The organism is Leifsonia sp. SIMBA_070 (genome assembly GCF_046534635.1).
Lineage (GTDB): Bacteria > Actinomycetota > Actinomycetes > Actinomycetales > Microbacteriaceae > Leifsonia.
In genome coordinates this window covers 1-278 of record NZ_JAWRYK010000191.1, presented here as the reverse complement: position 1 = coordinate 278, position 278 = coordinate 1, and the positions used below count along the sequence as shown (strand labels likewise).

Annotated in this window: 1 protein-coding gene; it reads left to right on the top strand. The window is 64.0% G+C overall.

Translation table 11 applies throughout. The features are described 5' to 3' along the window. On the top strand, window positions 1-277 hold a 277-nt coding region (locus tag SB754_RS19970; RefSeq protein ID WP_410784119.1), incomplete at its 5' end, for a hypothetical protein. Window position 278: the final 1 nt, after the last annotated feature.

Genomic DNA, 278 nt, shown 5'->3' with positions numbered 1-278 from the left:
CATGCAGATGCGCGAGGCCGATGCCGAGGCGCTGCACCGCGCGCGCGTCATTGTCGATTCGGAGAAGGCGATCGACGAGGGCGGCGATGTCGCGATCGGCATCGACGAAGGGAATTATGCTGCGGAGCGGGTCGCCGGCACGCTCACGGATCTCTGCCATGGCAAGATCCCGGGCCATGCCGAAGGGGGCGAGATTACGCTCTTCAAGTCGGTCGGTATGTCGCTGGAAGACTTAGCGGCAGCGATCGCGGTCTGGGAAAATTGCGCGCCCTTCTGAG